We start from the raw sequence: 20,901 nt of genomic DNA on the forward strand, positions 1-20,901 counted from the left end.
CTGGGTGTGGGCCGGCCGGGGCACCCCGGCCGGCCCGGTTGCCGCTACAGGTCCGCGACCTGCGGAACGAGTGGCGCGACCTTCTCCTCGACGTACCTGGCGGGTGCGTCGCCGGGCGGCATGACGATCATCGTCTCGATGCCGAGCTTGGCGTACGCGGCCAGGTCGTCGGCGGTGGAGTCCGAGATCGGGACGCCGAGGTTCGCCGTCTTGCGGATGGTGTCGTAGTCGCGGCCGACGTCGTCGCAGTGGCGGCGCAGCACGTCGAGCTTGTGCGCCACGTCCTCCGGCGAGGTGCCGAAGAGGTTGCAGGCGTCCGCGTACTTCGCGACGAGCCGCAGCGTCTTCTTCTCGCCGCCGCCGCCGATCAGGATCGGCGGCTTCGAGATCGGCGCGGGGTGGCAGAGGGTCTCGGCCAGCTGGTAGTGCTTGCCGTCGTAGGGGCCGTCGTTGTCCTGGTCCCACATCTGCAGGCAGACCTGGAGGGTCTCCTCCAGCCGCTCGAAGCGCTCTGCCGTCGGCGGGAACGGGACGCCGAGGCCGTGGTGCTCCCGGTCGTACCAGGCGGCACCGATCCCCAGCTGGCCACGACCCTCCGAGAGGACGTCCAAAGTGGACACGATCTTGGCGAGCAGGCCTGGGTGGCGGTAGGTGATGCCGGTGACCAGCAACCCGAGCCGCACGGTCCTCGTGTGCGCGGCGAGGAAGCCGAGGGTGGTGTACCCCTCGAGCATCGGGTCTGTGGCGGGGAACCTCGCCTCCATCTGGAAGTAGTGGTCCATCACCGACAGGTGGGTGGCCCCGGCCGCTTCGACGGCGGCGCCCAGCCGAGCCAGCTCCGGCGCGATACCCGCGGCGCCTTCGGGGACGGTGAACGCGATCTGGTGCACTCCGATCTTCACGCTGTCCAGGCTATGACCTGGAGTGCACTCCAGCGCAAGTCGAGGCTCAGGCCCGGTCGACGGGAACCCGCGCCCCGCTGATGGTGGCGGCGTCGTCCCCGGCGAGGAAGAGGATGGTCCTCGCGATGTCCTCCGGCGCCACCCAGTCCGCCCGGTCGGCGTCGGGCATGCTCGCCCGGTTGGCCGGGGTGTCGATCACCCCGGGGAGCACGGCGTTGACCCGGACCCGGTCCGCCCGGTACTCGGCGTCCAGCGCGTCGACCAGGGCGAGGACGGCCGCCTTGGCGGCGATGTACCCGGCCGCCCCGGCGAACGGGTGCAGCGCCGCCCGCGACGACAGGCACACGACCGACCCGCCACCCGCCTCGACGAGGTGGGGGATGGTCGCCGCGCACACGAGGTAGGTGGGCCGGAGGTTGGTCCGGAACTGGGCCTCGAACTCCTCGACGGGCGTTTCGTGCACCCGCCCGCCCATCGCGAAGCCGCCGACGAGGTTCACCACCGCCACGAGCGGGGCGCCGGCCTCGCCCGCCGCCACCTCGGCCACCTCCCCGACCGACACCGGGTCGCCCAGATCGGCCTTGACCGCGACGACACCCGTCGGCTCCTCATTGCGGAAGGGGACCACGGTCCGCCACCCCGCCTCGGCGAACGCCCGCGTAACCGCCCCACCAAGGCCGCCGGTACCCCCGGTGACCAGCACCGACCGCGTCGCGCCCCCGGGTACCACTGATCCAGTCATGGCCACAGTCTCACGGGTGGCCGCCCCGCCGACCACACGAGCCACCCGCACTGAAGGACGCCTTCAGTGCGCCCAGCGTCACGAAGGACGCCTTCGGTACGCCCAGCGTCACGAAGGACGCCTTCGGTACGCCCAGCGTCACGAAGGACGCCTTCAGTGCATCGGCTGGACACACTCAGGCGTCCAGGAGCTTCGCCTTCAGTCGGTCCACGTCCGATGTCGTGAAGCCGTGGTCGGCGAGCCAGGCCAGGACGCCGCCGTGTTCCTCGTCGAGGCGGGCCAGGAACCGGGACATGATCTCCGGGCGGGGGTCGTGCTCGTGGGCGGGGACGTTGTCGATGTCCTTCGCGTACGTCGGGGACGACCGCAGTCGGTCGAGGATCAGCTCGATGCGCTCGCCCGTCGCCACGTAGTCGGCGACCACCTCCTCGCGCGGCACACCAACCGCCGTGAGCGCCATGGCAACGACCACCCCCGTGCGGTCCTTCCCCGCCGCACAGTGGACCAGCGCGGTGCCGGGTGCCTCCGCGACGGCACGCAGCGCCCCCACCACGCTCTCCGGCCGGTCGTCCAGATAGCCGATGTAGAACGCACCCGCCACGTCGTCCGGGGAGCGTTTGAGGACCCGTTCCCGGTTGACCGCCAGTGCGTCCTTCGCCACGTCCGTCATCGCCCCCACCTCGGGGATCAGCGACAGGTGCAGGTGCTCGACCGACGTGACAGCCTGGAGCGGCGCGGGCCCCTCCGACCGCACCTCCCCCGAGCTTCGCAGGTCGATGACCGTCGTCACGCCTATCTCCTCGACCAGACGGGTCACGTCGGCGGGGGAGAGGTCCTGAAGGTTGTCCGAGCGGACGAGGCGACCAGTCCTCGTCACTCCGTCGCCCGCGGGGAGGCCACCGAGGTCCCGGACGTTGACCGCGTTCTCCAGTTTTATCCAGCGCACCAGGACATAACACCATTGCCGCCCGTGCTGACGGTGTGAGAGGTTGGCCACCGTGACGGTCGTGAGGACGGCTAACGAGGGAGCGGCCCGCCGAGTTCTCATGATCGCCGGGTTCCTGCTGATCGCGGCCAACCTGCGGGTCGCGCTGACCTCCATCGGCCCGCTGGTCGAGACCATCCGGGGCGACCTCCACCTCACCGCGGGCGAGGCCGGGTTCATCGGCACCCTCCCGCTGCTCACCTTCGCCGCCGTCTCCCCCCAGGTACCCCGTCTCACCAGGCGTTTCGGCACCGACCAGATGTTGTGGGCCGCGCTCGCCACGCTCGCCGCGGGCATCGTCGCCAGGTCGCTGCCCGTGACCGGGCTGCTCTGGGTCGGCACGGTCCTGCTCGGCGCCGCCATCGCGGTCGGCAACGTCCTCATGCCGAGCCTCATCAAGCGGGACTTCCCCGACCGCGTGAGCGCGGTCACAGGCGTCTACACGGCCGTCATCGGCATCATGGCCTCGGTCGCGGCCGGGGTCGCCGTCCCGCTGGCGGGCACGCTGCCCGGCGGCTGGCGGACCTCGCTCGGCTGCTGGGCCGGGCTGGTGCTCGTCGGGCTCGCCGTGTGGACGCCCCAGATCACCAGGCAGCGCGGCGCGGCCCCGGCGGAACCCACGAAGACGGCCACGCCGTGGCGGTCGCTGCTCGCCTGGGAGTGCGCCGCGTTCATGGCGCTGTCGGCGTGCGGGTTCTACACCGTCCAGTCCTGGTACTCCTCGATCCTGCAGAGCCACGGCACGAGCGAGACCACGGCCGGCTGGCTCCTGTTCGCCTACCAGTTCGTCGGCGTGATCATGAGCATCGTGATGCCGTTCGTGCTCGCACGCCTGCGTGACCAGCGCGGGGTGGCGTTCGTCTCCGCGTTGATCGCCGTGTCCGGGTACCTCGGCCTGCTTTTCCTGCCCGACCTCGCGGTCCTGTGGGTGCTGCTCACGGGCATCGGCGCGGGCGGGGTGTTCTTCCTCGCCCTCGCGTTCTTCAGCCTGCGTGCCGAGGACCCGCGTTCGTCCGCGGCGCTGTCCGGCATGGGACAGTCGGTCGGCTACCTCGTCGCGGCGTTCGGGCCGGTGCTCTTCGGCTACCTGCACGACGTCACCGGCGACTGGCGGGTGCCGCTCGCGGTGCTGGCCGGGCTTACCGGCGTGCACGCGCTCATCGGCCTGCGTGCCGGGCGCGACGCCCACGTGCAGGTCTGAACGGAGAACGGGATGCGTCTGCTGGTGATCGGCGGCTGTGGCCACGTCGGGTCGTTCGTGGTGCCGGTGCTGGCCCGCACGCACGAGCTCCGCGTGCTGGACATGAAGAGCCCGCGCACCCCGGTGTCCGGAGTGGACTACCACACCGGCGACCTGCACGACGAGGCCCTGGTCGCCTCGCTCGCGTCCGGTGCGGACTCCGTGGTGTTCATGGCGATGGGCCCCACGGCGGGCTGGGACAGCCCGGAGACGGCCCGCCTGCACTTCGACGTCGCGGTCTCCGGCCTGTACCTGGCGTTGCGCGGCGCGGTGCGGGCGGGGGTGCGGCACGTGGTCTACACCAGCAGCATGTCGGTCTACCGCTACCCGGACGCCGAGATCTTCACGTTCCCCGACGAGTCGACGCCGCCGGACGCGACCGACTTCTACGGCCTGGCAAAGCGGTTGGGCGAGGAGGTCTGCCGCACGGCCACGGTCGAGCACGGCATCGACGCGCTGTGCCTGCGCCTGTGCTTCCCGATGCCGGACGAGGAGTGGCCGAGGAACGGCAGGCCGAGGGAGCGCGCGATCAGCACGTCCGGCCGCGACACGGCGTCCGCGATCGACGCGGCGCTGGGCAGGCGCGGCCACGGCTTCGACGTCTACGCGATCAGCGGTGACGGCACGGGGAAGATGATGAGCCTGGCCAAGGCGGAGCGGGAGCTGGGTTGGTCGCCGCGTGACGTGACGTGACCCTGGTGCCCGGCCTGGTGTCGGTGACCTTCCGGCAGCTGGCCGTCCCGGAGATCGTCGCGCTGGCGGTCGGGCACGGGATGCGTGCCGTCGAGTGGGGCGGCGACGTGCACGTGCCGGCAGGCGATCTGGCCACCGCGCGGGAGGTGGCGAGCCGGTGTGCGGACGCGGGGATCGAGATCGAGGCGTACGGCTCCTACTACCGCGCGGCAGGGGACTTCGGGCCCGTGCTCGCGACGGCCGTCGCCCTTGACGCGCCGAGGATCCGGGTGTGGGCGGGAGGACGCGGCTCCGCGCACGAGACCGAAAGGCGCAGGGTCGTCGAGAACCTCCGCGACGCCGCGGCACAGGCGGAGTCGGCAGGCATCGAGGTCGCCGTCGAGTACCACGCGGGCACCCTGACCGACACGCTCGCCTCGGCCGTCGCGCTGTTCGACGAGGTGCCCGCCCTGCGGCCGTACTGGCAGCCGCCCGTCGGGTCGACCCTGGCCGACGCGCGGGAGGCGCTCGTGCTGCGGCCCGTCGCCGCACACGTCTTCAGCTGGGACGACACCGGCAGGCGACTGCCACTGGCCGCGCGGGCGGACCTGTGGCGCCCGGTGCTCGCGGAGCTGGCGGCGCTGCCCGGCACCCGGCACGTCCTGCTGGAGTTCGTGCGGGACGACGACCCGACGGCGTTCGCGGAGGACGCCGCCGTGTTGCGGGAATGGGTGGCCGGGCCAGTATTGCGGTATGACACCTGAAGAGCTGCGGGCCGCCGGGGTGACGCTCGTGGAGCTGTCGTTCGTGGACAACGCCGGGATCACCCGGGTCAAGTCCGTCCCGCTGGACCGGATGCCCGCCACTCCTGGTGCCTCGCCCTGCTTCGACTCCTTCGGGTCGGACGACGTCATGGTCGCCGGGCGCTACCTCGGCGGCCCGGACGGGGACCTGCGGCTCGTGCCGGACATGTCGCGGGTCGTCGCGCTGCGGGCGCTGCCGGGATGGGCGTGGGCGCCCGCCGACAAGCACGACCAGGACGGCACGCCGTTCGTTGCCTGCCAGCGGACGTTCGCGGCCCGTCAGGTCGACGCCCTTGCGGCACACGGACTTCACGCGCGTACCGCGTTCGAGCACGAGTGGATTCTCGGCAAGGCGGACCGGCCCGACTTCGTCCCCGCCTTCGACGGCCCCGCGTACGGCCAGATCCGGCTCGAACAGGTCGCCGGGTACGCCGCCGAGCTGGTGGAAGACCTGCGGGCGCAGGGGATCCCGGTCGAGCAGTTCCACCCCGAGTACGCCGTCGGCCAGCTGGAGGTGTCCGTCGCGCCGAACGATCCCGTCGGCGCGGCCGACGACGCCGTGCTGGTGCGGCACAGCATCCGCACGCGCAGCCTCGCCCACGGCTGGCGGGCCACCTTCGCACCGAGCGTCGACCCGGACGGCGCCGGGTCGGGCACGCACCTGCACCTCTCCGTCCACGACGGCGACGGCACCCTGATGTCGGGCGGCGACGGGCCGTGCGGTCTGCGGGCAGGCGGGGAGTCGTTCGTCGCGGGCATCCTGCGTGAGCTGCCCGCGCTCGTCGCGATCGGCGCCGGGCACCCGGCGAGCTTCCTGCGCCTGCAGCCGTCGCGGTGGGCGGGGGTGTGGCAGGCGTGGGGACACGAGACGCGGGAGACGGCGGTGAGGCTGATCACCGGACCGTCTGCCAACGTCGAGGTGAAGTGCTTCGACGGCACGGCGAACCCGTACCTGCTGGTGGGCACGGTGATCGCCGCCGGGCTGGCGGGGATCACCGAGGAGCTGCGGCTGCCCGCGCCGGTCGAGGGAGACCCGGCCTCGAGGGACGGGACCGTGCCGCGGCTGCCGATGTCGGCCGACGCGGCGGCGGACGCGCTGGAGCGCTCGGCCGTGCTGGCGGCGGCACTCGGCCCGGAGTTGCACGATGCGATTCTCACTGTGCGTCGTGCGGAGGCGGCGCGCTGTTCGTCGCTCGACCCGATGACGCTAACCTCAGCCGTTCGCTGGCGCTGGTAGGAAGTTTTCCGCCGGAGGTGAGGATTGGGCGTCGCCGATGCAGTGCCCTTGATCGACCAGCACTGCCACGGGGTGGCCACCGCTGACGTCGACGTCCGGGAGTGGCTTTCCGAGGCCAAGAGCGCGCGGCGGCACCCGTTCCGGTCGCTGCTGGGCGTGTCGCTGCGGCGCTGGTGCGCGCCGGTGCTCGGCATGGAGTCGCACGCGCCGGCCGAGGACTACCTGTGGCGGCGGGCCGAACTGGGCTGGCACGAGGCGTCGCGGCGGTTGCTCGCCGCCGCCGGGGTGAAGCACTGGTTCGTCGACACCGGTTACGCGCCGGGGCCGGTCACCACACCGGGGCTCCTCGCCGAGCTGGGTGGCGGCACGGGGCACGAGGTGATGCGAATCGAGTCCGTGGCCGAGACGCTCTCGCTCACGGCCGCGTCACCGGAGGCGCTGCTCAACGGGATCCTCACGCAGCTGCACCGCGCGCCGGTCATCGCGTTCAAGTCGGTCATCGGCTACCGCATGGGGCTGCGCCTGCCCACGGTGCCGCCGGACCGCTCGGCCGTGGTGCAGGCGGCGGGGAACTGGCTGCGTGTCAAGGAAAGCCGGCTCACCGACCCCGTGCTGCTGACGTGGCTCGTGCACGAGGCCGCGCGGGCGGGTTACGAACGTGGCCTGCCGCTGCAGTTCCACACCGGCTTCGGCGACTCCGACCTCAGGCTGTCCGAAGTGGACCCGGTGTGCCTCACGGACTTCATCCGTGCCGTGCCGGTGCCGACCGTGCTGCTGCACTGCTATCCCTTCCACCGCAACGCCGCCTACCTCGCGCACGTGTTCGACCACGTGTACGTCGACCTCGGGCTGACCGTGCCGTTCGTCGGGCCGAGGGCCGGTGCGGTGCTGGCGGAGGTGCTGGAGTTGGCGCCGTTCGACTCGGTGCTGTACTCCTCCGACGGGAACGTGCTGCCGGAGCTGCACTTCCTCGGTGCCGCGCTGTGGCGTTCCTACCTCGGCAAGCTCGTCGACTCGTGGCTGGCCGACGACGTGCTCACCCCGGCCGACGCCGAGCGGCTCGTGCTCGGCATCGGCTACGCCAACGCGGCGCGGCTACATCGCCTGTAGCTCGGTGGAGTGCCGCGTGACGTAGTCGACGGCGCGGGTGACCACGCCGGAGTCGCGGAGGATGCGCCAGTGGCCGACGCCTTCGACGGTCACGAGTTCGGTGTCCGGCCAGGTCTCGACAAGGGCGAGGCTGTTGGCGTAGGCGATCTCGCGGTCGGTCGGGTCGTGCACCGTCAGCAGCGGTGGTGGCGCGATCCTGGTGACCTGCGTCGGTACGTCGAAGTCGGACCACAGGGCGTTCGCCCTGCGTTCCACGCCTTTCGTCATGCCCGTGCGGATGCGTTCACCGAAGCCGAGCGTCGCGGCGAACAGCTTCGTCAGCTCGGTCGGCTGGACCATCGGCGCCAGGAAGATGAGCCGGTCGGGACGCAGGCCGCCGCGCAGTGCGTAGAACGTCGCCAGTGCGCCTGCCGAGTGGGCGACGACGGCGTGGGGCTGCCCGTGTTCCTTGACGACGGCGGTGAGCGCCCTGGTCATCTCGGGGATCGTGGCGCGACGCGGGCCCAGTTCGCCCGGGTCCGACGTGCCGTGGCTGAGACTGTCGAACGCCACGACCTTGTGCCCGCTCGCGACCAGCGGGTTGACGAAGGAGAGCAGTTGGACGCCCGCGCCGCCCCAGCCGTGGACCAGGTAGACGGTCGGGCCCGTGCCCCACACGGTGCCCCTGACCTGCCGGCTCCGCACGGTGGCGGTGAACGCGGTACCCGGCGGGAGGTCTCGTCTGGCTCGGCCCCGGTAGCGCGGGACGGTGAGCCACAGGTCGGCGGCCCAGCGCGCCCCGAGGCCGGGGGCAAGGCGTTCGAGCGTGCCGAAGGCGGCCCGGGTGATAATGAGCCTCGTCGAGTTAATAAGACGAACGATCGTGCTTTTTTGAAGTGACACGTGGACCCCTCGGTGGTTGTCGACCTACTTGACGCGTGCGTTGTCCAGCAGGGCCTCGAAGGCGCTTCTGGCGCGGTCCGCCGACCGTTCGTCGCGGAGCAGCCTGCTGCTCAGGTGGTGGGACAGCAACACGCCGTCCTCCTCGAAGGCGAACTGCTCGGGTTCGGCGTCCGCCCGGAAGTGACCCTCCGACAGTCCCGTGCGGAACACCTCGGCGAGGGTGTCGAGCCAGTCCTGCTGGCAGCGGACGAGCTGGTCGCGGACCGGACCGGGCCGGTCGTCCAGTTCACTCGACGCCGCGACGAACAGGCAGCCGCCCTGCTTGTCCGCCCAGGTCAGCCAGTTCTCGAACAGGGCGCGCACGCGGGGTTCGCCGCGCGGCGTGGCCAGCGCGGGCGCGACCACCTCGGCGACGAGCCCGGACCTGGCGTGCTCCAGGATCTGGAGCTGCAGCGACTCCTTCGACTTGAAGTGCGCGTACAGGCCGCTCTTCGACAGCTTCGCGCTGCTCGCGAGCGTGCCGATCGTGATGCCGCCCAGCCCGACGGTCCGGGCCAGGCGGCTCGCGGTGTCCAGAATGGCGTCGCGCGTCTCCGCGCCCTTACTCATGGACGCGAGAGTAGCACGACCGTTCGTTTATCAGCCCCAGACTTCGGCGGCCGTCTCGACGATCAGGGCGAGCTTGGCGACCTGCTCGTCGTAGGTGAGGGAGTTGCCGTCGACCGTGGACGAGAAGCCGCACTGCGGGGACAGGCACAGCTGGTCGAGCGGCACGTACCGCGACGCCTCCTCGATGCGGCGCTTGAGCGTGTCCTTCGACTCCAGCTCACCGCGCTTGGTGGTCACCAGACCCAGCACGACCTGCTTGCCCTCGGGCACGAACCGCAGCGGCGCGAAGTCGCCGGAGCGGTCGTCGTCGTACTCGAGGAAGAAGCCGTCGACCGCCAGCTCCGAGAACAGGGCCTCGGCCACGAAGTCGTAGCCACCCGCGGCCGCCCACGACGACTTGAAGTTGCCACGGCACATGTGCGTGGTGACCCGAAGGTCGGCGGGCCGGTCGGCGATGGCCGCGTTGATCTGCCTGATGTAACGCAGGTGCTGGTGCTCGGCGTCGTCGCCGCGTGCGGTCAGCTCGGCGCGCTGTGCCGGGTCGTTGAGGTAGGCGAGGCTCGTGTCGTCCAGCTGCAGGTACCGGCAGCCCAGGTCGTAGACACCCTTGACCTGCGCCGCGTACGCGGCGGACAGGTCGGTCCAGAACTGCTCCTCCTCCGGGTACACGGCCGGGTCCAGCGCGGCCGGCCCGCCTCGGTAGTGGACCATGCTCGGTGACGGGATGGTCAGCTTCGGGGTCACGGCCGAGCCCGCGACGCCGCGCAGGAAGCTGAAGTCGTCCGCGAAGACCGTCTCCGTCAGGCGCACCGGACCGTCCACGTGCAACGCGGCCGTGGTGAACTCGATGACCCCGTCCGGGTTCTCGAACCGCACCTTGATCGCGTCGTCCGGGGCGGAGGAGATGCCGCCGAGGCGGTAGATGAAGTCCATGTGCCACGACGTGCGGCGGAACTCGCCGTCCGTGGCGGAGTTCAGGCCGACCTCGGCCTGCATCGCGACCACCTGGCGGATGGCCTCGTCCTCCGCCGTCCGCAGCTCCTCGGCCGAGATGCGTCCGTGCGTGTGGTCCTCGCGCGCCGTGAGCAGCGCCGCGGGACGCAGCAGGCTGCCGACGTGGTCAGCGCGAAATGGTGGCAGCGCCATGTTTCCTCCTGTGTTGGATTGCCTCGCTCCGGCCCGCTCAGAACGGATACGCGGGGATGTCGCCCCGCACGGTGATCCACCGCGACTCGGTGAAGGCGTCCAGGTTGGACAGTCCGCCGAAGCGGGCGCCCGTGCCGGAGGCGGCCACACCGCCGAACGGTGCCACCGCCTCGTCGTGCACGGTCTGGTCGTTGATATGCGCGATGCCGGTGGGAATCCGCTCGGCGAGCGCGAGGCCACGCATGGCGTCGCCGGTCAGGATCGACAGCGACAGGCCGTACTCGCCGGCCGACGCCAGCGCGACCGCCTCGTCGTCGCTGCCGAACCGCACGACCGGCGCCACGGGCCCGAACACCTCGTTGGCGTAGGCGGGCATGTCCGTGCCGACGCCGTCGAGCACGGTCGGGCGGTAGAACAGGCCCTCGTGCGTGCCGCCGGACGCGAGCCGCGCACCCGCGTCCACCGTGGCCGTCACGAGGCCGTGGACCTTGTCCAGCTGACCCTCGTCGATGAGCGGGCCGAGCGCGACCTCCTCGGTGTTCGGGTCGCCGACCGGCAGCCGTCCCGCGTGCTCGGCCAGTACCTCCACATAGGACTCGGCCACCCGCTCGTGCACGAGGTGCCTGCCCGCGGTCATGCAGACCTGGCCCTGGTGCAGGAAGGAGCCCCACGCCCCCGCCGACACGGCACGCTCGACGTCCGCGTCGTCCAGGACGATCAGCGCCGAGTTTCCGCCGAGCTCCAGGTGTGCGCGCTTGAGGTGCCTGGCGGCCAGCTCGCCGACCTTGCGGCCCGCGGCCGTGGAGCCCGTGAACGAGATGATCCGTACGCGTGGGTCGGCGACCAGCGCCGCACCCGTCTCGGCCCCACCGGGGAGCACGTGCAGCAGCCCGTCCGGCAGACCGGCTTCCTCGAGCACACGGGCGATCGCGAAGCCGCCGCTCACCGGGGTGCGCACGTCCGGCTTGAGCACGACCGCGTTGCCGAGCGCGAGCGCGGGCGCGACCGAGCGGATCGACAGCACCAGCGGCACGTTGAACGGTGAGATGACGCCGACCACCCCGGCCGGGACCCGCCTCAGCAACGACAGCCTCGGTTGGACGGTCGGCAGGATCAGCCCCGGTGGCTGGGAGGCGAGCGCGGCGGCCTCGTAGCACTCCTGGAGCGCGAGGCCGACGAAGAACTCCGCGGGGCCCCGTGCCGCGCCGGTCTCCCTGACCACCCAGGTCGCCAGCTCGGCGAAGTTCTCCTCGACGAGCGTGCCCGCCCTGCGCAGCACCGCGGCGCGTTCCTGGAACGTCGCCGCGGCCCAGTCCTTCTGCGCCTGCGCGGCCCGCGCGCACGCGGTGTCCACATCGGAGGCGTTCGCGACGCCCGTGCGGCCCAGCTCGGCACCCGTCGCAGGCTCGACGATCGCGGTGTCTCCGCCCTTCGCGGCGGTCCACCCGTTGCTGTAGACGGTTCCGTTGAACGTACTGGGGTCGAAGAAGGACGTCATTGCCGCTCCTGCTTGGCTTTCTGGATCTGTGCGTATACCCGGCCACGCAGCTCGGTGAACCGGGGGTCGCTCCGGGTGGCCAGCTGGTCCCGGTCGGTGGGCAGGTCTATCGCGAGGTCCTCGGCAACCGTCGTCGGCGACGACGACAGCATGATCACCCGCTGGCCGAGGTAGACGGACTCGTCGATGTCGTGCGTGACGAACACGAGCGTGACACCGAGTCGCCGCCACACCGAGCGGATCAGGTCCTCGAGGTCGGCACGGGTCTGCGCGTCGACGGCCGCGAAGGGCTCGTCCATCAGCAGAACCCTTGGCTGGTAGGCGATCGCGCGCGCGATGGCGACGCGCTGCTGCATGCCGCCGGACAGCTGCCACGGGTACGCGTGGTGGGCGTCGGCGAGCCCGACCGACTCGAGTGCCTCACGTACCAGTTCTACACGCTTCGCCTTCGCCATGCCCGCCGCACGCAGCGGCAGGTCCACGTTGTCGGCCACCCGCAGCCACGGGAACAGGCTCCTCCCGTACTCCTGGAACACCACCGCGAGCCCGTCCGGTGGCCCGGTCACGGACCTGCCCTCGACGTGCACCTCGCCCGAGGTCGGGGGCAGCAGGCCTGCGACACACCGCAGCAGTGTGGTCTTGCCGCAGCCGGACGGACCGACGACGCACACGAACTCGCCGTCCGCGACCGAGAACGTGACGTCGCCGATCGCCTCGACGCGCCGCCCCCTGGCGTCGTAGGTCTTCTTGAGTCCCCTGACGGTGAGCATCACCGCTCCTTCTGTACGGCACGGATGCCGTGGTACCAGACGAGAACACGCCGTTCTGCCAGCCGGAACAGCACCGCGAGCAGCACACCCAGCAGGCCGAGGAGGATCACGCCGGTCCACATCTGCGGGATGCGGAAACCGTCCTTGAACTGGATCACGGTGAAGCCGATGCCGCTGCTCGCCGCGAACATCTCCGAGATGACCATGAGGATGATGCCGATCGAGAGCGCCTGCCGCGCCCCGGCCACGATCTGCGGGCTGGCCGAGCGCACCATCAGGTGCCACACCCGCAGGCCGCCGCGGATCCGGTAGCTGCGGCAGGTGTCGGCGAGCACCTCGTCGACCGCGCGCACGCCCTCGACGGTGTTCAGCAGGACCGGCCACACACAGCCCGAGATGATCACCAGGATCTTCATCGTGTCACCGATGCCCGCCATCAGCATGAGGATCGGCACGAGCACCGGCGGCGGGATCGCACGCAGGAACTCCAGCAGCGGCTCGACGGTCGCCCGCAGCCGTGCGTTCGCGCCGATCAGCATGCCGAGACCGATGCCGAGAACCAGCGCGGCCAGGTATCCGGCGAACAGTCGCAGCAGGCTGGGCAGGACGTCGTCGACCATGCGCGGCCCGAACCACGTGTCCGGGAACGTCGTGACGATCTTCTCCAGCGGCGGGAAGTAGAAGTCGGTGCTCGACGCGCTGGCGAACCACCAGACCACGACGAGCACGACCGGAAGCCCGATCGCCAGGCCGATCCTGCGCAACACGGTCACGCGGGCACCTCCGTCCGGATCGACGGGTGCCAGGCGAGCGCACGGCGCTGCGCCGCACGCGTGAGGACGTTCGCCGCGACCCCGAACAGGCCGGTGACGACGATCAGCGCGTACATGTCGGACACGGCACCGGAACTGCGTGCGGTCGCGATCTCCTGGCCGAGGCCGGGGGAGCCGATGACCAGCTCGCCGGTGATGGTCAGGATCAACGCGACGGTCGCCGCGAGCCGCACACCCGTGACGACGTACGGCAACGCGGTCGGCCAGACGAGGTAACGGATCCGCGTCCACCGGTCGAGGTGGTAGGTGCGCGCGGTGTCGCTGGCGACGGGGTCGATGTCGGCGACACCCGCGAGCACCTGGAGCAGCACCTGCCAGAACGCCGCGTACACCACGAGGTACAGCGTGGCGGTGATCGTCGGACCCGCCACGACGACCACGAGCGGGATCAACGCGACCGACGGGATCGGCCGCAGGAACTCGATCGTGGACGCGGTCGCCGCCCGCAGCACGGGAATCGACCCGATGACCACCCCGACTACCACGCCGAGCGCCACGGCGATCACCAGGCCGAGGAGCCAGGTGCGCAGCGTGTCGAGCACGGCGACCCAGAAGTCGCCGCGCCCCAGCTGTTCCGCCAGCGTGCCGAGGATCTCCGACGTCGGTGGTGCGTACCTGGCCGGGACGAGGCCGAGCCGGGGCGCCAGTTCCAGCAGCACGCCGAAACCGAGCAGACCGGCCAGGCCGAGGAGAACTCTCACGGGAGAAGGGCGTTCAGGTCGACGGAGTCGGTCAGCAGCCCGTCCTCCGTGGCCAGGTCGGCCATCGTCTCGATCGAGTCGCGGTTGATGTCCGCCGGGTACTTCGGCAGCGTCAGCCGCTCGATCGTCGCCGGGTCGATCTTCGTGTACGAGCCGATGACCTCGCGTGTCTCGTCGGGATGACTGTCCGCATAGGACAGTGACTCCTTCATGGCGTCGGTGAACCGCCCGACCAGGTCCGGGTTCTCGGCCAGCAGCTGCTCCGAGGTGAAGTAGAGCGCGACACACAGGTCCTCGGCCGCGTCGACGTAGCTGGAGGCGACGAGCTTGGCGCCGTCGGCCAGCACGGCCTGCTGGAACGGCTCGACCACGAACACGGCGTCGACCTGCCCGCTCTTCAGCGCCGCGGGCTGCTCAGGGAAGGGCAGGGCGGTGAACCTGACCTTCGTCGGGTCACCGCCCGCCTTGCGGACCGAAGCGCGGACACTCGTGTCGACGATGTTCTGCAACGTGTTCGCCGCGACAGTCTTGCCTTCCAGGTCCTTGGCGGACGTGATGCCGCTGTCCGCGCGGACGTAGAGGCCGGCGAAGTCCTTGCCGTCCTCGCCGGTGGAGTTGGTGCCGTTGCTGACGACCTTGATCGGCAGCCCCTGCGACTTCGCGAGCAGCAGGGAGATGATGTTGCTGAAGCCGAACTGGTACTCCTTGCTGACGACAGCCGGCACGATCGCCGCGCCGCCCTCCGCCTGCTTCAGGGTGAGCTCGATGTCGTGCTTCTCGAAGAAACCCTTGGCCTTGCCGAGATAGATCGGTGCCACGTCGAGGATCGGGATCACGCCCACCGTGACCTTGTCCGGCTGTCCCGAGTCGGCTTCCGGAGGGTCGTCCGAGCCGCAGGCGGTTGCCAGGAGGGAGGTCGCGAGCAGGAGCGCGGCGAGGTGTCGTCGCATCGGTGCAACTCCAAACCGGTTCAATAGGTCGTAGATCGCCCGTTGTTCGTAGATCGCACGCTCGTTCTCCAGGAGAACCTAGAGCGCGGTGATTGCGAGGTCAACAGTCGACGTGGGTACTATCGTGCGGCAGAAGAACCGCCGTTCGCGATGCGTACATGTGGTCTGGAGTGGTCCGTGGCTGGTCGAGGTGCCGACTTCGTGCAGTCACTGGAGCGTGGGCTGGCGGTCATCCGCGCCTTCGACCACGAGCACCCGGAGCTGACGCTCTCGGAGGTGGCGGCACGGACCGGGGTGACCCGTGCGGTCGCGCGCCGGTTCCTCCTGACCCTGGCGACGCTGGGTTATGTCCGCAGTGACGGCAGGTTCTTCTCGCTCACGGCACGCGTGCTGGAGCTGGGGTACGCGTACCTGTCGTCGCTCTCGCTGCCGGAGGTGGCGGAGTCACACCTGGAGGCGCTGGTCGCCGAGGTGAACGAGTCGTCGTCGGTCTCGGTCCTGGACGGCCACGACGTCGTGTACGTGGCCCGGGTGCCGGTGTCGAGAATCATGACGGTGTCGATCAGCGTCGGCACCCGGTTCCCCGCCTACGCGACGTCGATGGGACGCGTGCTGCTGGCCGGGTTGGGGGACGAGGAGCTGGACGAGTACCTGACGTCGGTGGCGTTGCTACCGCTGACGGCACGGACGGTCACGTCGGCGGACGCGCTCCGCGCAGAGGTGGCGAAGGTCCGCTCGCAGGGGTGGGCGCTGGTCAACCAGGAGCTGGAGGAGGGCCTGCGTGCCCTGGCAGCGCCGGTCCACGACCGGACGGGCCGAGTGGTGGCGGCGGTGAACGTCTCGGCCCACGCCAGCCGCACCTCCCTGGAGACGATGCGCCGCGACCTGCTCCCGCCGCTGCTGAAGACGGCGGCCCGCATCGAGGCGGACATCCCCGGTTCGCGCAGACCCTAGGCCCCCGACGTACTGAAGGACGCCTTCCTAACGCCCAGCGCACTGAAGGACGCCTTCATAACGCCGGACCGGCCGCGACCCCGCCCTCCGGCCGATCCGCACTCCGGCCGACGCAGCCCGGAACACCCACACATCGGCGGGCCCGGCCCTAAGCGTCCTTGCTGACGGTCCATTCCGCGGAATGGGGAAGCAGACCAGGCACGTCCTCGGTCAGGCGGGCGAAGTCCAGGGTCTGGCCGATCAGACTCGCCGGGTCGTTCTCGATCGCTTCCCACGCCCTGGTTCGTTCCTTCTCACTGGTGAAGCGACCGTGGTCGAAGGCTCGCCGTGCCGCTGTGCGCAGTGCTTCCAGGTCGTGCACGACGACCGTGATCTGTGCCTCGACGTGGAAGCGCCGGTCCTGCTGCTCGGCGATCGCCAGCACCTGGGATCGGGTCAACTCGTGGGTCATGACCCCATGGTGCGCCCGGCACGACGGCGGTCACCAGGCGAAACGGGTCATTCCGGGTAAAGACCGGGGGCTCCCTTAGGGGTGATGCCCAACGCACGCAGGCGGGCCAGGAGCGCCGCCATTGTACGCGTCTCGTTGGCGTAGAAGGCCGACTCGCGGATCCGGTGCAGACGCCACCCGCATCGCTCCAGGTCACGCTGTGTCGCCAGGTCGCGTTCGTACGCCGGCGCGCCCTCCCACGTGTCACCTTCGCACAGCACGGCGAGACGCGACGCGGCCCCGACGACCACCAGGTCCAGTCGCAGCCGCTCCACCGTGAACGACGGGGTCACCGCGTAGCCGAGGCCGACGAGGCGGTTCGCCACCCGCTGCTCGAACAGCGAGTCGAACGGCTCCACCCGCACGTCCGGCGGCACCGCCGACGCCAGCATGCCCTCGGCGCGGTCGGCCGACATCACGCCGTAGCAGTGGTCGAGCAGCTGGAACCGCATGTCCTCCTGGTTCGACAGCGCCGCGAGCGGGATGGAGTGGAACACCCACATCTGGTCCCGCGCCCGCGACGCTGCCACGTTGTACCGCTGCACGTACATCTCACGCGTCAGCGGCACCACCCGGTCCGCGGCACCCGCCACCATCGACAGGAACATCACGTCCCGCTCGGCGCCCTGGAAGTCGGCCGAGTCACCGCACTGGAGCTTGCGCGCCGCCCAGTCCTCCGGCGCGACCCGCTCCAGCAGCCGCCGTTCGATCGCCTTCGCCTGCGCGCCACCGAGGAGCGAGATCACGCCGAACGTCTTGCCGTCGTACCGAGGGTCGGCCAGGCACTTCTCCAGCTGCTCGACGACCGCGGCCACCTCGGCCGCGTTGACCTTGTTCGTCGTGCCCTCGACCGTGCCGCCCACGTGAACCGCGCGGATCGGGTCGAGCCGGTCCGCGCCGTACTGGCGCACCGCCTGCAGCCGGATGCCGTCCGGCTCGTAGGCGACCCGGTTCGAGAAGCCGATGATCTCCGGGACGCACCGCCGGTGCTCGGTCAGCGTCAGCAGGCCCCGGTAACGCATCTTCGCCTCGTCGAACAGGCTGCGCTGCGGGTCCTGCCAGGCGGAGCGGTACGGGTCGTCGCCGAGGTACTGGCTCGCCAGGTCGCGGAGCCGCTGCTGGTCGACGCCCACGGCGGTCGGCGACACCTGCTTGTCGTCGCCGATCACGACCATGCGCGGCGCCAGGTACTGCAGGAACGTCGCCTCCAGGCCGGCCTGCGACGCCTCGTCGACGATCACCACGTCGAACATGTCGCGGCGGATCTGCAGCTGTTCCGCGATCCGGTACACCGGCATGATCCACACGGGCACCGCCGACCGGCAGCGGTCCATCGCGGTCCGTACCTCGGCGCGTCGCTGCGGGGCGTACTTTCCCGTGCCCTTGCCGAGTCTGCGCACGAGGTACGCGTAGTGCTCCAGGTTCGCCCTCGCCTGGCCGGTGAGCCGGTCCGGTGACACCGCGTGTCGCCAGGCCCGTGTCGCCGCAAGGGTTTCCACCTCGCGGCGGATGCGTTCCTCGGTCAGCGTGATCTCCGCCTGCACCGCGTTGACGTCCGCGGTGTCGCGGGACTCGACCCACGTGCCGACCGACGCCCACGTCCACGCGTCGCCGAACCGGGCGAGCCTCTCGCCCCAGGCGGCGGGATTGGCCTGCACGGCCGCACGCAACCGGGGCGGCACAACGGAAGCGAGCGCGTCCCGCCTGGCCAGCCGCGTGCGGACCGTCACCAGCCGGGTGAGCCGCTGGTAGGCCGTGGCGTACGCGGAGGGATCGCGGTCCCGGACGGCGGCGAGCAGCGCGGGCACGCACGGCGCCGCGTCCGCCCGACCGGCCACCGTGGACACCGCGGACTCCAGGCGGCGCAGCGGAAGCGTTGCCGTCACGTGTGCGTCGACGGCCGCGGCCACGTCCACCAGGTTGGCGTAGCGGCGAACCGAGTCCAGGTCGGTCCAGTCGGCGCGGGGGAGACCGGCCTCGGCGAACCGGCGCTGCTCGGTCTCCAAGGCCTCACCGAGGCGCAGCACCCGGTGGAGCTGGTCCAGCTCGGTGGTGTGCCAGGCGAGGCGCTCCAGCGGCGGGTCGGTGGGCAGCAGCGGCACGCCGCCCGGCCATGCGCGGTCCAGCGCGCCGAGGAGCTTGTGCAGCCGCGCCCAGCCGCGGAACTCGTCGACCCGCTGACGGTCGGTCGGCGGCAGGCCGTTGACCCGCACGTTCTCGAAGAACACCTGTGCCTGCTTGACGGGCTTCGGGGTGAGGGCGCCGATCTTCGGCGAGCCGTCGGACCCCGTCCTGATCGTGTTCGTCGTGAGGTAGGCGCTCAGGTGTTCCGCGTGCGCCACCAGTACGTCGAGGTTGCCGTCGGCGGTCACCTCGGTGAGCGGGCCGAGCCGGGCGACCAGTTCGCCTGCCGGGACCGTCAGCTGGGAGATCTGCTGTGCGCGTGCGTGCCACAGGCGGGCGCGGCCGGTGCGGATGTCGGCCAGTGCCTCTGCCATCCACGTCTCGCGACGGCGGGCCAGGTCGTCGGCCTCGTCCGCCAGCTCCGACAACCGCCTGCGCAGCTGCGCCCTCGCGCCCGCGTCGATCGCACGAACGGCCTCGAAGGCGGGGTGCTGCTTGAGGTCCGCGTGCCTGGCCTCGGTCTCGGCCGCCGCCCGCTCGACGTCGACGAACTCCGTGAACACCTGCGGCGCGGGCGGTGTGCCCAGCTCGACGAGCCGCAGCCGTGCCTGCGCCTCGTCGGCGAGCAGTGCCTCGTCGGTCAGGAACCCTTGCCACTCCACGACTTCCTCGGTCGCGAGCGGCGGCGCGGCGTCCGAGGCGACGTCCGCGTGGTCACGCAGCCAGCCGAACCGGGGCTCCTGTTGCCGGAGTCGCAGTGCGATCGCGGCGAGGGTGCCGCTGTAGCCGGCGTGCTCGTGGACGCGGACCTCGTCGCGGCGGACGGCGACCAGCTCGTCGTGCAGCTCGGCGCGGCGCAGCCCGAGGCGCTCGATCGTGGCCAGGCAGCGGCGGATCGTGTCCGCGGCGGCATCGTCGTCGTGGTCGGTCGCCGTCGCCGCGATGCGTTCGACCGCGACCTTCAGGTCGGACATGTCCTCGCGCGACGAACCGACCACGGCCACCGACAGCGGCTTGAACTCGGTCGGCAGCTTGTCGCGGACCTCCCGCAGCGCGCGGTCGGTGTGCGCGGTGACGAGGACCCGCTTGCCCTGGGCCAGAAGGTGCGACAGCAACGCGGCGGCCGTGTGCGTCTTGCCGGTGCCTGGCGGGCCCTGCACCAGGGTCTGCGCCTGCGTGTCGACCTGGCGCACGATCCGCAGCTGGGTCTCGTTGACGGGCAGGGGAAGGAACGCGTCACCGTCCACTTCGACCAGTGCGCCCTCGCCGGGTTCCCCGGTGTCGTGGCGCGGCCGGTGGTCGGGGTCGACGAGTGGGCGCAGCCCGTCCGGCACGACGCCGTCCTCGCCGAGCTGGTCGACGATCGTCGTGAAGATCTCGACGATGCCCTGCTGGGACCGCCGCCGCAGTATCACCGCCGGTGCGTACGCGGCGACCGCGTTCTGTTGCGGGACAGGCGGTGCGTCGTCGTCACGGTACTCGCCGTTCGGGTCGAGCGCGTGCATGAGTCGCCGCGCGAGTGCCCCGGTCTCCTTGCGGTGCAGCGGATGCGTGTCCAGCTCACGGGCGGCGGCGCGGATCTCGTTGACGTGCCGGGGGTTCGGCACGAGGCCGGGGTCGAGCATGTCCAGCTCGACGTCCGCGGTGGCCACCGAGTCCAAGCGGTGCACGGTGAGCTTGCCCGAGTCGTCGTCGAAGCGGATGCCGACGGGCGCGGTCAGCAGGTGCCGCCGCACCCCGGGCCCCTCCCAGGCCAGGCAGCCGACGCCGACGACCAGCTCCAGTTCCTCGGGGTTGCCGCTGGCGGCGACGTAGGCGGCGAAGAGCTGGGCGTAGCAGGCGCGGACGGGCCGCTCGACGCGTTCGCGGTTCGCCCACGTGCGCCACGCGACCAGCCAGGTCACGTACTGCTCGGTCAGCTCAGCCGGTGCGTCGTCGGCCAGCCGGGGCGTGGTCTCCGGGTCGTGCGGGTCGCCGACCCAGGGCGTCAGCTCGTCGGCGGGCGGCGGATCGTGCCTGGTGACGCGCTCGACCGTGAGGACGTCGGCGTCCGGCTCGGGGTCGCCACGGTGGGCGGACACGACGGCGGGGTGGTCGGGCAGGCCGTCGAACCACAGCACGGAGCGGTACCCGTCGACCGTGCGCGGCGGTGAGTTCCTGAGCTGTTGGGCCCGCCCGAGGAACTCGAAGAGGCGAACCGCCCTGCCGACCAGCGGGTCGGCGACCTGCGGACTCTGCTCGTCCACCCGTCCT

General features: G+C 71.1%; 19 protein-coding genes. 6 read left to right on the forward strand and 13 right to left on the reverse strand.

All coding sequences use genetic code 11. The features are described 5' to 3' along the window. Window positions 1–44 precede the first annotated feature (44 nt). The 3 genes from CLV71_RS12205 to CLV71_RS12215 all read right to left on the reverse strand — a co-directional run bounded on the left by CLV71_RS12205 (window position 45) and on the right by CLV71_RS12215 (window position 2,590). Window positions 45–902 carry an LLM class F420-dependent oxidoreductase gene (locus CLV71_RS12205; RefSeq protein ID WP_133902815.1) on the reverse strand — a complete coding sequence of 286 codons (858 nt, stop codon included), beginning with the start codon at window positions 900–902 and terminating at the stop codon, window positions 45–47. A gap of 46 nt (window positions 903–948) precedes the next feature. Continuing rightward, on the reverse strand, window positions 949–1,644 hold the full coding sequence (locus CLV71_RS12210) for an SDR family NAD(P)-dependent oxidoreductase (RefSeq protein WP_133902816.1): 696 nt from the start codon (window positions 1,642–1,644) through the stop codon (window positions 949–951). A gap of 175 nt (window positions 1,645–1,819) precedes the next feature. Further along, the gene (locus tag CLV71_RS12215; protein WP_133902817.1) at window positions 1,820–2,590 is read right to left on the reverse strand and encodes a tyrosine-protein phosphatase; all 771 of its coding nucleotides are present in this window, start codon (window positions 2,588–2,590) and stop codon (window positions 1,820–1,822) included. 61 nt (window positions 2,591–2,651) lie between these two features. On the opposite strand from CLV71_RS12215, the gene CLV71_RS12220 reads away from it, so the two are divergent. Genes CLV71_RS12220 through CLV71_RS12240 form a run of 5 tightly spaced genes read left to right on the forward strand, consistent with a single transcriptional unit; the run spans window position 2,652 to window position 7,691 of the window. Next, a complete protein-coding gene (locus tag CLV71_RS12220) occupies window positions 2,652–3,830 on the forward strand; it encodes a CynX/NimT family MFS transporter (protein ID WP_133902818.1) in 1,179 nt (392 codons plus the stop codon). Window positions 3,831–3,842: 12 nt separating this feature from the next. Further along, window positions 3,843–4,562, forward strand: coding sequence for an NAD-dependent epimerase/dehydratase family protein (locus CLV71_RS12225; protein WP_133902819.1), 720 nt, complete (start codon window positions 3,843–3,845; stop codon window positions 4,560–4,562). Then, the gene (locus CLV71_RS12230; protein ID WP_243866389.1) at window positions 4,559–5,305 is read left to right on the forward strand and encodes a sugar phosphate isomerase/epimerase family protein; all 747 of its coding nucleotides are present in this window, start codon (window positions 4,559–4,561) and stop codon (window positions 5,303–5,305) included. Before CLV71_RS12225 ends, CLV71_RS12230 begins: the two co-directional genes overlap by 4 nt. After that, a complete protein-coding gene (locus CLV71_RS12235; protein ID WP_133902820.1) occupies window positions 5,295–6,581 on the forward strand; it encodes a type I glutamate--ammonia ligase in 1,287 nt (428 codons plus the stop codon). Before CLV71_RS12230 ends, CLV71_RS12235 begins: the two co-directional genes overlap by 11 nt. A gap of 42 nt (window positions 6,582–6,623) precedes the next feature. Continuing rightward, window positions 6,624–7,691 (forward strand): amidohydrolase family protein, encoded by a 1,068-nt coding sequence (locus tag CLV71_RS12240; protein WP_243866390.1) that lies wholly within the window; start codon window positions 6,624–6,626, stop codon window positions 7,689–7,691. Here the strand turns inward: CLV71_RS12240 and CLV71_RS12245 are convergent. Genes CLV71_RS12245 through CLV71_RS12280 form a run of 8 tightly spaced genes read right to left on the reverse strand, consistent with a single transcriptional unit; the run spans window position 7,677 to window position 15,080 of the window. Beyond that, the gene (locus CLV71_RS12245) at window positions 7,677–8,573 is read right to left on the reverse strand and encodes an alpha/beta fold hydrolase (RefSeq protein WP_133902822.1); all 897 of its coding nucleotides are present in this window, start codon (window positions 8,571–8,573) and stop codon (window positions 7,677–7,679) included. The genes CLV71_RS12240 and CLV71_RS12245 overlap by 15 nt on opposite strands. A gap of 24 nt (window positions 8,574–8,597) precedes the next feature. Beyond that, on the reverse strand, window positions 8,598–9,182 hold the full coding sequence (locus CLV71_RS12250) for a TetR/AcrR family transcriptional regulator (protein ID WP_133902823.1): 585 nt from the start codon (window positions 9,180–9,182) through the stop codon (window positions 8,598–8,600). Window positions 9,183–9,212: 30 nt separating this feature from the next. Then, complete coding sequence (locus tag CLV71_RS12255) at window positions 9,213–10,328, reverse strand: 5-methyltetrahydropteroyltriglutamate--homocysteine S-methyltransferase (RefSeq protein ID WP_133902824.1); 1,116 nt, start codon at window positions 10,326–10,328, stop codon at window positions 9,213–9,215. A gap of 37 nt (window positions 10,329–10,365) precedes the next feature. Further along, window positions 10,366–11,826 (reverse strand): benzaldehyde dehydrogenase, encoded by a 1,461-nt coding sequence (locus CLV71_RS12260; RefSeq protein ID WP_133902825.1) that lies wholly within the window; start codon window positions 11,824–11,826, stop codon window positions 10,366–10,368. Further along, complete coding sequence (locus tag CLV71_RS12265) at window positions 11,823–12,596, reverse strand: ABC transporter ATP-binding protein (protein WP_133902826.1); 774 nt, start codon at window positions 12,594–12,596, stop codon at window positions 11,823–11,825. The genes CLV71_RS12260 and CLV71_RS12265 overlap by 4 nt, the downstream gene beginning before the upstream one ends. Then, complete coding sequence (locus tag CLV71_RS12270; RefSeq protein ID WP_208297530.1) at window positions 12,596–13,369, reverse strand: ABC transporter permease; 774 nt, start codon at window positions 13,367–13,369, stop codon at window positions 12,596–12,598. Before CLV71_RS12270 ends, CLV71_RS12265 begins: the two co-directional genes overlap by 1 nt. Continuing rightward, the gene (locus tag CLV71_RS12275; protein ID WP_133902827.1) at window positions 13,366–14,130 is read right to left on the reverse strand and encodes an ABC transporter permease; all 765 of its coding nucleotides are present in this window, start codon (window positions 14,128–14,130) and stop codon (window positions 13,366–13,368) included. Before CLV71_RS12275 ends, CLV71_RS12270 begins: the two co-directional genes overlap by 4 nt. Further along, a complete protein-coding gene (locus CLV71_RS12280) occupies window positions 14,127–15,080 on the reverse strand; it encodes an ABC transporter substrate-binding protein (protein ID WP_133902828.1) in 954 nt (317 codons plus the stop codon). The genes CLV71_RS12275 and CLV71_RS12280 overlap by 4 nt, the downstream gene beginning before the upstream one ends. Before the next feature lie 150 nt (window positions 15,081–15,230). Between CLV71_RS12280 and CLV71_RS12285 the strand changes: the two genes are divergently transcribed. Then, complete coding sequence (locus CLV71_RS12285; RefSeq protein WP_133902829.1) at window positions 15,231–16,034, forward strand: IclR family transcriptional regulator domain-containing protein; 804 nt, start codon at window positions 15,231–15,233, stop codon at window positions 16,032–16,034. A 148-nt stretch (window positions 16,035–16,182) separates the two neighbouring features. On the opposite strand, the gene CLV71_RS12290 is transcribed toward CLV71_RS12285, so the two are convergent. Further along, window positions 16,183–16,485, reverse strand: a complete 303-nt coding sequence (locus CLV71_RS12290) for a hypothetical protein (protein WP_133902830.1) — start codon at window positions 16,483–16,485, stop codon at window positions 16,183–16,185. A 47-nt stretch (window positions 16,486–16,532) separates the two neighbouring features. Further along, on the reverse strand, window positions 16,533–20,894 hold the full coding sequence (locus CLV71_RS12295) for an AAA domain-containing protein (protein WP_133902831.1): 4,362 nt from the start codon (window positions 20,892–20,894) through the stop codon (window positions 16,533–16,535). Window positions 20,895–20,901: the final 7 nt, after the last annotated feature.

Source organism: Actinophytocola oryzae, assembly GCF_004364325.1.
In the GTDB taxonomy this organism is placed as follows: domain Bacteria; phylum Actinomycetota; class Actinomycetes; order Mycobacteriales; family Pseudonocardiaceae; genus Actinophytocola; species Actinophytocola oryzae.

Excerpts from the sequence above, each read along its gene's own strand:
- CLV71_RS12210 (WP_133902816.1), bottom strand. The coding sequence starts at position 1,644 with ATGACTGGATCAGTGGTACCCGGGGGCGCGACGCGGTCGGTGCTGGTC.
- CLV71_RS12225 (WP_133902819.1), top strand. The coding sequence starts at position 3,843 with ATGCGTCTGCTGGTGATCGGCGGCTGTGGCCACGTCGGGTCGTTCGTG.
- CLV71_RS12235 (WP_133902820.1), top strand. The coding sequence starts at position 5,295 with ATGACACCTGAAGAGCTGCGGGCCGCCGGGGTGACGCTCGTGGAGCTG.
- CLV71_RS12250 (WP_133902823.1), bottom strand. The coding sequence starts at position 9,182 with ATGAGTAAGGGCGCGGAGACGCGCGACGCCATTCTGGACACCGCGAGC.
- CLV71_RS12255 (WP_133902824.1), bottom strand. The coding sequence starts at position 10,328 with ATGGCGCTGCCACCATTTCGCGCTGACCACGTCGGCAGCCTGCTGCGT.
- CLV71_RS12260 (WP_133902825.1), bottom strand. The coding sequence starts at position 11,826 with ATGACGTCCTTCTTCGACCCCAGTACGTTCAACGGAACCGTCTACAGC.
- CLV71_RS12265 (WP_133902826.1), bottom strand. The coding sequence starts at position 12,596 with ATGCTCACCGTCAGGGGACTCAAGAAGACCTACGACGCCAGGGGGCGG.
- CLV71_RS12280 (WP_133902828.1), bottom strand. The coding sequence starts at position 15,080 with ATGCGACGACACCTCGCCGCGCTCCTGCTCGCGACCTCCCTCCTGGCA.
- CLV71_RS12285 (WP_133902829.1), top strand. The coding sequence starts at position 15,231 with ATGCGTACATGTGGTCTGGAGTGGTCCGTGGCTGGTCGAGGTGCCGAC.
- CLV71_RS12290 (WP_133902830.1), bottom strand. The coding sequence starts at position 16,485 with ATGACCCACGAGTTGACCCGATCCCAGGTGCTGGCGATCGCCGAGCAG.